The sequence below is a fragment of the Cyanobium sp. WKJ7-Wakatipu genome (assembly GCF_024345355.1).
GTDB lineage: Bacteria > Cyanobacteriota > Cyanobacteriia > PCC-6307 > Cyanobiaceae > Cyanobium_A > Cyanobium_A usitatum.
The window spans coordinates 1-7,134 of the sequence record NZ_JAGQAY010000056.1; the positions used below are offsets into that span (position 1 = coordinate 1).

The window sequence follows — 7,134 nt, forward strand, 5'->3', positions numbered from 1 at the left end:
GTTGGAACTCAGGCAGCGAGAGGCCTTTCTGAAACTGGACGGCACTGCGCGACATGGGCTAGCTGGTATATGCGTACCAGTCTATGCGACCAGTTCGCCCTGTGCGGAGTGAGCTGGGTAATCACGTGGCGGGATGTCCGATCTGGCAGCCAGAGCTCACCCCAACACCCGATGGAGGAGGCGGTGGAACAGCGCCGGGCGCTGTGCTGCCCTTGATCCCTGGTGCTGGCCTTAGTGGCGCTGCTTACGACGGCAGCACAACCCAGCAGTGGAGCCTGACGCCATGGAGTGGCGGAACCAGTGCTGGGGGTGTACCAGCCAGCGATGGCTCGAGCTCCTTGTTCCTTTGTGCTGATGGCACCTGGGCCATGCCGCCTGGCAGTAATGGCGGCACCCGCTGGTGGAGTGGTGATGGACCGCCCGGCCTGCTGCCTGATGCCAGGGCCGGCGACTTCTACCTCGACATCACCAGCGGTGATCTCTATGCGTTGACGGCTTGAAGCCAGCGGGAGCGGAACAGGGCAAGATTGCACTGAACGGGAGCCTGCATGAGCCGCTACCGCGTCGTAGGCGCAGAAGCTGAGTGCGAGCCAGGCTCAAATGGACTGGTGTTGCGCAACCTGCTGGGTATCACCGACCCAGAGGAAATGGCCAACGTTGAGCAGGTGCTTCTGCGCCAGCTCTACCAAGCGGTGCTAAGTGATCCCGCCTGCCAGGAGAGTCTGACGACGGCGATGCTGACTTCATGGCATGGCAGTTGGCTTGGGAACATCTACACCTGGGCAGGAGCCGAGCGCACAGTCAACGTCAGCAAAGATGGCTTCCCCTTTGCAACGGCGGCCTTTATTTCTGATCTATTGCTCGAGTTTCAGCAGCAGCAACTCGATGTCTTGACGCCCTGCAAGCCAAAGAGCATCGATGAGCTGCTTGATGCGCTGAGTTCAGTGCATGTTGAGCTGATCTTGATACACCCCTTTCGTGAAGGGAATGGACGTATCGCACGGCTTCTGAGCGATGTCATGGCTGTTCAAGCCGAGATCGGTCCTTTGGACTACACGGCCTGGGACAAAAGACCCGACGAGTACTTCGCAGCGATCCAAGCTGGTCTTGGTCGCGACCTTGAGCCGATGCAGCAGCTCTTCAGGCGAGCGTTACCAGGCGACGATTGACGACAACTTGCTGTGTGGAGAGCAGCTTGGCCTCGATGCTGCTGATGGATTGACGGGTCTCAATGGCCGTGGAGCTCGCCACAGAGCGAATGATCCGCCGCTGCAGGGGCTGACGGCGTGCCACTGCACGCAGTCTCTGAAGCTCTTGATCTGCTGCTGCCATCGTTTAGACCTCTTCCATCATCCTCGCACTGACTGGGCTGCAGGGCTAGTCCAGCTGCTGCAGTGAGGCGGCAATAGCAGCCGACCCCTTCGAGCGGCCTGCTGGACCGCAGGCGTACGGCCCCATGCCCTGGACCCTCAGCAGCAACCTCAAGGGCCCCTCGATGTTGCGGATAGGGCGGCTACCGGCGGCACTCAGCACGGCATCCAACAGCAGCTGGCTCAACCTGTTCACCACAGAGCTGGCGGCCCAGCAGGTGCTCTCCTTCTCGGCGGAGCTCTACTTCTCGAGCGGTGCCAACAACACCGGCCTGGTGACCACCCTCTTGGGCCCCACTGCTCCCCAGGCGGTGATCTACAACCTGGTGGGCGGTGAATCACTCACCACCTTTCGCAACCTCACTGCTACTAGCTACGACACACCCCTAGTCGGTACCTCCTCGGCCGGTAGCTCGGTGCTTAGGGCCCTGGTGAGCGGCACGGTGGAGAACGGCGCCAATGGTGGCAATCTCAGCCTGCGCTTTCGCTCGGAAATGGCCGGTACGGGTGTGACGGTGCTGCGCGGCTCTTGGTGGCAGGTGCTGCAGCACTGAGCTGAGCTCAGCTCAGTCGAGTGCAATTACGGCAATAGGGGGTGTGTTCTCGCCGGCCACCGGGCCGCAGCAATGCGATGGCATGGATTCCCTCCGGTTCGCTCAAAGGTCCGCAGGGTGATCGCGGTACGCAGGGACCCCAGGGGATGCAGGGCCAGCCTGGCGCCGATGGCGCTCAGGGGGTTCAAGGCCCCCAGGGCCCAGATGGGTTGCAGGGTTTATCTGGCCCAGAAGGACCACAGGGCCTGCAGGGCATCCAGGGCGCACCGGGCCTGGGCATCACCTTCCAGGGGCAGGTGGCCACTGTTGAGGATCTACCTGCTGATGCCGAACAGGGCGCTGCCTACATCGTGCAAGCCGATGACTCCTTCTGGGTGTGGGATGGCGGCAGCAGCAGCTGGGTGAATGGGGGCTCAATCCAGGGCCCCCAGGGCATCGCTGGCCCGCAGGGACCGCAAGGACTGCAAGGAGAACCCGGCCCTCAAGGACTGCAGGGAGTGGAGGGCCCGGTCGGGACGCAGGGCATGCGCGGTACGGGGTGGTTCAGCGGGGCTGGGACACCTGCGCCTGTGATCCCTGGCTCAATCACCGGCGACCTGTATTTGGACAACGTCACTGGTGATGTGTATACGTTGAGCTGAATGGCGAGCGATTCCCTTGCGGGCAACCTGCAAGGACCGAGCTTCTAGCCCTCAAGGCAGCTAGGTGCGCTCAGCACAGCAGCAACGAAATCGCAACGCTGCATCAATGCGCCGCAATGTGCCTCAGGGAACCTGGCAGCAGGCACCAGTTCACGCGAGCTTGAGCTCATCTCTGGTTTGAGTAGATGAGCTGGTCTGATCTGGAGCGGTTGGTGGCCGATGCAGAAACCAGCCCGGCGCTCCAGCAGGTCCTGCGCCAGTGCCATAGCCGCCAAGAGCTGCTACGCACTGCCCGCCAGCTGGGCTACCGGCTCACCAGAGCTGACCTGCAAAACGCCTGGCTGGAGCACCACAACGCAGGGGAAGTGCAAGGAGCCGATGGTGCTGATCTACGGGCGGCTGGCGGTAGCTGAGCTGCCTGGCAGACCCCGTGCTGTGCGCAGCTGCCGGTGCGACGAGAAGGAGCGAGCTGGTGCTGCAAGCCCTGGCTGTTTGGCCCCCATGGATTAACCGGCGGCCTCCAAGGCCGCCGGCTCGCTGGCATTATACGGACCAGCGCAGGGGAGGCTCGAGCTCTTGGGGCTCTTCTTCCAGCTGGATCAGCCACCAGGCTGCTGGATAGGCGGGCTCGGGCTGTGGCTCCTGCCATTGACCGGAAGACTGTGCTTCTTCCCAAGCATCAATGAGGGACTGCATGGTGGTGGAGAGCGGGAACATCGCTGTGATGCAAAGAACGCGCACCTGACACCCCGAGAAGCGGGGAAAACTGGAGAGCGGTTTTGCAGAGCCGATGGGCCCCCTGGCCAGCTGAGTGCTGAATGGGAGCTTTTGCTCAGCGCACCTAGCGGTGCGGCAGCGGGCACGGGCCTTTGCGGAATGCCCGAGCGGGAGCGAGCGGCTGGAGCCGGCAGGCCGCTGCTCTACTTCCAGCTGGCAAGCGAGCAGAAGGGGCAATGGAACCCGAGCAGGCGGGAGCGGTGGAATCCCCTGGTGCGCTGTTGTCCCACCGGTTAAGTGCCCGGTTTGTGCACGGTTTGCACGGTTTATTCAGCGGCCGTAAGCGCCGCGTAACCCCGACCAAGCGGGAGTGGGTGAAGCAAGAAAGCCCGCTGCTCTTATCTCCTTCCTACTCTTCTTACCCCCCTGCCACCAAGCCAGCACCCCAATAAAAGGGGGCCGATGGCCCCCCACTGGGGGGCTTAGCAGACTGAGACGGTGACTCCGGGGAGGCCCTGGAACTTGCGTGCAAAGGCAAAGGCTTTCTCAGCCGGGATCAGCCGCATCTTCTTGACCGGCTTACCGCGCATCCCGAAGTGCTCAACGGTGCAGGGCACAGCGCCGCTCTTTTTGATACCAGGCGCATAGCGATGGACGATCAGCAGGCGGATATTGCAGACGGGGCCTTGTGGTGCTGCCATGGAAATTTTTGGCGAGGAACCCCGAGGTGACGCCCCACGGCGCAGCAGCAGGCAAGGGTGGCGTAGCCACTTGCGTAGCCCTTTCCGTCTGCGAGCAAGTGAGGGCAACCTGCAAGGGGTGCTCGACGAATTACCAGCAGTGCCCAAAGCCAACGGTGCTAGTTCTTTCCGCCTGCCGGCGGCTACGGCCGGGATCAACCAAAGCAAGCGGAGCTGAGTGCTGCCTCTACGCAGAAGGGGCGCGGTGAGAAAACCTCGAGGAATGCGGTCCTGCTGCCTGGCATTACAAAGGGCCTGGATTGCAGACACCCGGTTTCAGCTACGCATGAGTGCCCAGCTGGGGGAGGGGCCAGAGGCCCCATAAAGCCGGCCTAGCCGGCGACGCACCGCTAGGTGCGCTCAGCAGAGAGGCTGAGCTCTTGCTCAACCAAGGCTGCATCTGAAGCTTCTGGCTCTGGGCAGATCAGATCCACCGACTGCCGGGCTGCGCTGATCACCTGCAGCAACACCTTGGGGGATTGGCGCAGCACTGATATCCAGCTCTGGAGATAGGCGGCGTGATTAGAGAGCTCACAGCCGATCTGCAGCCGCTGCCCCAGCAGAACGCTGCCCAGCTCTGCAAAAAGCTCTTCTCGGGCATAGCTGCTGGAGCCAAAGGCGCCGGATTGATCCCGCTTAAGCCGCGACTCGTGGCCGGTGGAATGAATGACCTCGTGGCCCCAGGTGGCATAGAGCGCTGCGGCCCCGTAGAAACTTTCGCGCAGCGGCAGCTGGATGCGATCGGAGCTGGTGGAATAAAAGGCCCGCTCACCGCCCCAGCTAGCTGGCACCAGCCAAGTAGAGAGAACGTGCTCGGCGCGGGCGATCGGCTCAATCGCTGGCCGGGCTTCTAGTGATGGCATCCGTGCCGCGATCAAGCCAGCCAGCGCATCACCCTCGAGATCGCAGGCATTGAATACCGGCACGGGGCGGTAGCTGGCCCAGCTGTGCAGAACCTTCTCGCCATTGGACGACTCCTTCTCGCTGGAGTGCAGCTGCGGCCGCAGGATGCGGACGGACTTTGAGCCTTTGCGGGGGAAGATGCCCAACTTCTTGGCCTCCCCAAATCCGCACCAGAAGGGCAGCTCGGCGCCACGCATGGCCATGCCGAGCTCCAAAAGGATCGGATTGCTGCCGCGGTAGGCACGGCCTGTGAGCAGATTGATGTGAACACCGCCGGTGTGGCAATCCCAGGGCTTGCGCCATGGCGTGCTGCCGGCTTCTAGGAGCTCGATAAGATCACGAACCAGCGCTTCTTCTGGCGAGGGACCTGAGCTCTGGCGGCGTGACTTTGGTGATGCGGCCATTGGATAGGGCGCAAAGGACTTGAAGTGATCGCGCCGGTGAGGGCAAGGGCGGCGTTAGCCGCTCGCGTAGCCCTTGCGCCACCTGCGCACACTGAAGTTCCCTGCGCGTACCAAACCCTTCTCCTCCAAGCTCTGTCGCACCGAAAGGTGCGTTCAGAAGACCCGCACCGCGAGGTGCGCCAGTAGACCAGCACCGCTAGGTGCACTTGCCGGGGGCAGAAATAAAGCAGGCCGCCGATATGGCGGCCTGCATGAGCTCAGATAAGCGCCACCTCCCCAGGGAGCAGAACGCGGCGCTTCTGAGCTGCTTCCAAGACTTCCTGGCGATAGAGCTCTTCTCCAGCGGCGCTAAGGGCTGAATCGATGGCATCAATTCGGGCCAGGCACTGAGCGATGGCAGGCAGCACCTCCTCTTCTAAAAAGGTGATTTCCTCTTCTCCATAGGGCTGCTCGCTCCAGGTGCGGCGCAGCGGCAGATCGCGCCGCAGCAGCTGCTCGATGGAGCGCGAAGCGCGATCAAGCAGCAGGAAGGGATCTTCTTCTGGCCGGCAGAACTTTGACTTGGCGGAATAGGTGGCCATGGGATTCGGCGCCAGGTGTGGCGCAGCGATGGGACCGATCCCAGAGGCGTACTGACGCAGGAAGGAAGCACAATGGAGAGGACCCGGAGTAAGCCCCACCGGAAGACGACCCGGCTAGGGCCACTCTTCTGCGCAGGTCAGGTCAAGACAGGACAGATCTGGCTGTGCTCAGCTGCCTGCTTCTGGCCAGGGAAGCAGCTTCATATCCCCGACCTTGTTCCAGGTTTTGCATCTGGGATCGGCCAGCCGGTAAAGGGCTTTGCCGTCTGGTCCGTTCTTGGTGACGACCAGAACCGGTGCACCAAGCCAGCCAAGCCGCCAAAGCTGCTCACCGTCCGCCAACACAATCAAATCGCCGGTGGCAGGGTGCTTGAGATCTGGGGCCATCGCTGCACCGTAGAAACCTCCGGCGATGCGCTGCCAGGGCCGCAGCGCAATCCTTGATAGAGGACCGGCCACAAAGGGCTACCAGAGAGCTAGGTCAAGCCTGAGTCGGGCGGGTGCGCCCACGCCTATCGACGAACGATCGCCCACGCATTTTGCAATCTCCTGACGGTGAAATCGTCATTCGCATGTAAGCCCATCAATTTTGCTGGCTGTTCGATTGAGATGGGATCGACCAATAAACAGAAAGCTATGAAGTGCCGCGTTACCTGCTGGGTTGCAGGCAAGATTTTTTACGTTGTCTGCCAGGCTCGCAACTATGACGAGGCAAAGACCGTTGCAATGGCGCAACATCCCAACGCACGCTTGCTCGGCGTTACGGCCATTTTCCCTGACAACTAAATACTAAATCAACACATATTTTTCCATGGAATTCCTTGCCTACCTCGATGCTGGAAGTCGGGAAATTTATCATCTAGTGTCGCAGAAAACTACGGTCGTCGAGAATGCTCATGTTTGCAGAAAATATGACATCTTTGGCTATTACAGCCGTACCCGCAACAGGCTGACAATTTGCACGGATAGGATCTTGGCTAGCGAAAATCCAGCCCCCTACATAAATCAGACCTTCTTGCACGAAGCAACTCATCTTGCTCAGGCATGCCGCCAGCGAATGAGAACCTTTAAGGCGTTTGGCCTAGCTCGCGAATCAATTAAGGGTACCTCGAAATTTACGAGATTTGCCAGCCTCTGATCACCATAAAAAAATGCCTTTCGGCATCGTCGCAGCAGATCATAAGTGCTCAAGCAATGCAATATTGTCGGCAAATTGATTCGTAC

Annotated in this window: 11 protein-coding genes; 6 read left to right on the plus strand and 5 right to left on the minus strand. The window is 60.9% G+C overall.

Going from position 1 to position 7,134, the window contains the following annotated elements:
• Nucleotides 1–83 precede the first annotated feature (83 nt).
• From KBY83_RS15135 to KBY83_RS15155, 5 genes are all read left to right on the plus strand, one after another.
• Complete coding sequence (locus tag KBY83_RS15135; RefSeq protein ID WP_255020396.1) at nt 84–500, plus strand: hypothetical protein; 417 nt, start codon at nt 84–86, stop codon at nt 498–500.
• A 108-nt stretch (nt 501–608) separates the two neighbouring features.
• Entirely contained in the window at nt 609–1,169 is a 561-nt protein-coding gene (locus KBY83_RS15140) for a Fic family protein (protein WP_255020397.1), read from the plus strand.
• 287 nt (nt 1,170–1,456) lie between these two features.
• Nucleotides 1,457–1,924, plus strand: coding sequence for a hypothetical protein (locus KBY83_RS15145; RefSeq protein WP_255020398.1), 468 nt, complete (start codon nt 1,457–1,459; stop codon nt 1,922–1,924).
• A 77-nt stretch (nt 1,925–2,001) separates the two neighbouring features.
• Nucleotides 2,002–2,565, plus strand: a complete 564-nt coding sequence (locus tag KBY83_RS15150; protein WP_255020399.1) for a collagen-like protein — start codon at nt 2,002–2,004, stop codon at nt 2,563–2,565.
• 185 nt (nt 2,566–2,750) lie between these two features.
• A complete protein-coding gene (locus KBY83_RS15155) occupies nt 2,751–2,978 on the plus strand; it encodes a Nif11-like leader peptide family natural product precursor (protein WP_255020400.1) in 228 nt (75 codons plus the stop codon).
• A 130-nt stretch (nt 2,979–3,108) separates the two neighbouring features.
• Here KBY83_RS15155 and KBY83_RS15160 read toward each other — a convergent pair whose 3' ends face one another.
• Nucleotides 3,109–3,261 carry a hypothetical protein gene (locus tag KBY83_RS15160; RefSeq protein ID WP_255018212.1) on the minus strand — a complete coding sequence of 51 codons (153 nt, stop codon included), beginning with the start codon at nt 3,259–3,261 and terminating at the stop codon, nt 3,109–3,111.
• Nucleotides 3,262–3,393: 132 nt separating this feature from the next.
• Between KBY83_RS15160 and KBY83_RS15165 the strand changes: the two genes are divergently transcribed.
• A complete protein-coding gene (locus KBY83_RS15165) occupies nt 3,394–3,579 on the plus strand; it encodes a hypothetical protein (protein ID WP_255020401.1) in 186 nt (61 codons plus the stop codon).
• A gap of 185 nt (nt 3,580–3,764) precedes the next feature.
• Here the strand turns inward: KBY83_RS15165 and KBY83_RS15170 are convergent, their stop codons facing one another.
• The 4 genes from KBY83_RS15170 to KBY83_RS15185 form a co-directional block, all read right to left on the minus strand.
• Nucleotides 3,765–3,983: a hypothetical protein gene (locus KBY83_RS15170; RefSeq protein ID WP_255020402.1), complete on the minus strand. Its 219-nt coding sequence runs from the start codon at nt 3,981–3,983 to the stop codon at nt 3,765–3,767.
• 389 nt (nt 3,984–4,372) lie between these two features.
• Nucleotides 4,373–5,329, minus strand: a complete 957-nt coding sequence (locus KBY83_RS15175) for an ArdC family protein (RefSeq protein WP_255020403.1) — start codon at nt 5,327–5,329, stop codon at nt 4,373–4,375.
• A 257-nt stretch (nt 5,330–5,586) separates the two neighbouring features.
• The gene (locus tag KBY83_RS15180; protein ID WP_255020404.1) at nt 5,587–5,910 is read right to left on the minus strand and encodes a hypothetical protein; all 324 of its coding nucleotides are present in this window, start codon (nt 5,908–5,910) and stop codon (nt 5,587–5,589) included.
• A 168-nt stretch (nt 5,911–6,078) separates the two neighbouring features.
• Nucleotides 6,079–6,369, minus strand: coding sequence for a hypothetical protein (locus KBY83_RS15185; protein ID WP_255020405.1), 291 nt, complete (start codon nt 6,367–6,369; stop codon nt 6,079–6,081).
• Nucleotides 6,370–7,134 lie beyond the last annotated feature (765 nt).

What these genes read in the sequence shown, in the direction of transcription:
- KBY83_RS15135 (WP_255020396.1), top strand. Translation starts at nt 84, where the DNA reads ATGCGACCAGTTCGCCCTGTGCGGAGTGAGCTGGGTAATCACGTGGCG.
- KBY83_RS15145 (WP_255020398.1), top strand. Translation starts at nt 1,457, where the DNA reads ATGCCCTGGACCCTCAGCAGCAACCTCAAGGGCCCCTCGATGTTGCGG.
- KBY83_RS15150 (WP_255020399.1), top strand. Translation starts at nt 2,002, where the DNA reads ATGGCATGGATTCCCTCCGGTTCGCTCAAAGGTCCGCAGGGTGATCGC.
- KBY83_RS15155 (WP_255020400.1), top strand. Translation starts at nt 2,751, where the DNA reads ATGAGCTGGTCTGATCTGGAGCGGTTGGTGGCCGATGCAGAAACCAGC.
- KBY83_RS15160 (WP_255018212.1), bottom strand. Translation starts at nt 3,261, where the DNA reads ATGCAGTCCCTCATTGATGCTTGGGAAGAAGCACAGTCTTCCGGTCAA.
- KBY83_RS15170 (WP_255020402.1), bottom strand. Translation starts at nt 3,983, where the DNA reads ATGGCAGCACCACAAGGCCCCGTCTGCAATATCCGCCTGCTGATCGTC.
- KBY83_RS15175 (WP_255020403.1), bottom strand. Translation starts at nt 5,329, where the DNA reads ATGGCCGCATCACCAAAGTCACGCCGCCAGAGCTCAGGTCCCTCGCCA.
- KBY83_RS15180 (WP_255020404.1), bottom strand. Translation starts at nt 5,910, where the DNA reads ATGGCCACCTATTCCGCCAAGTCAAAGTTCTGCCGGCCAGAAGAAGAT.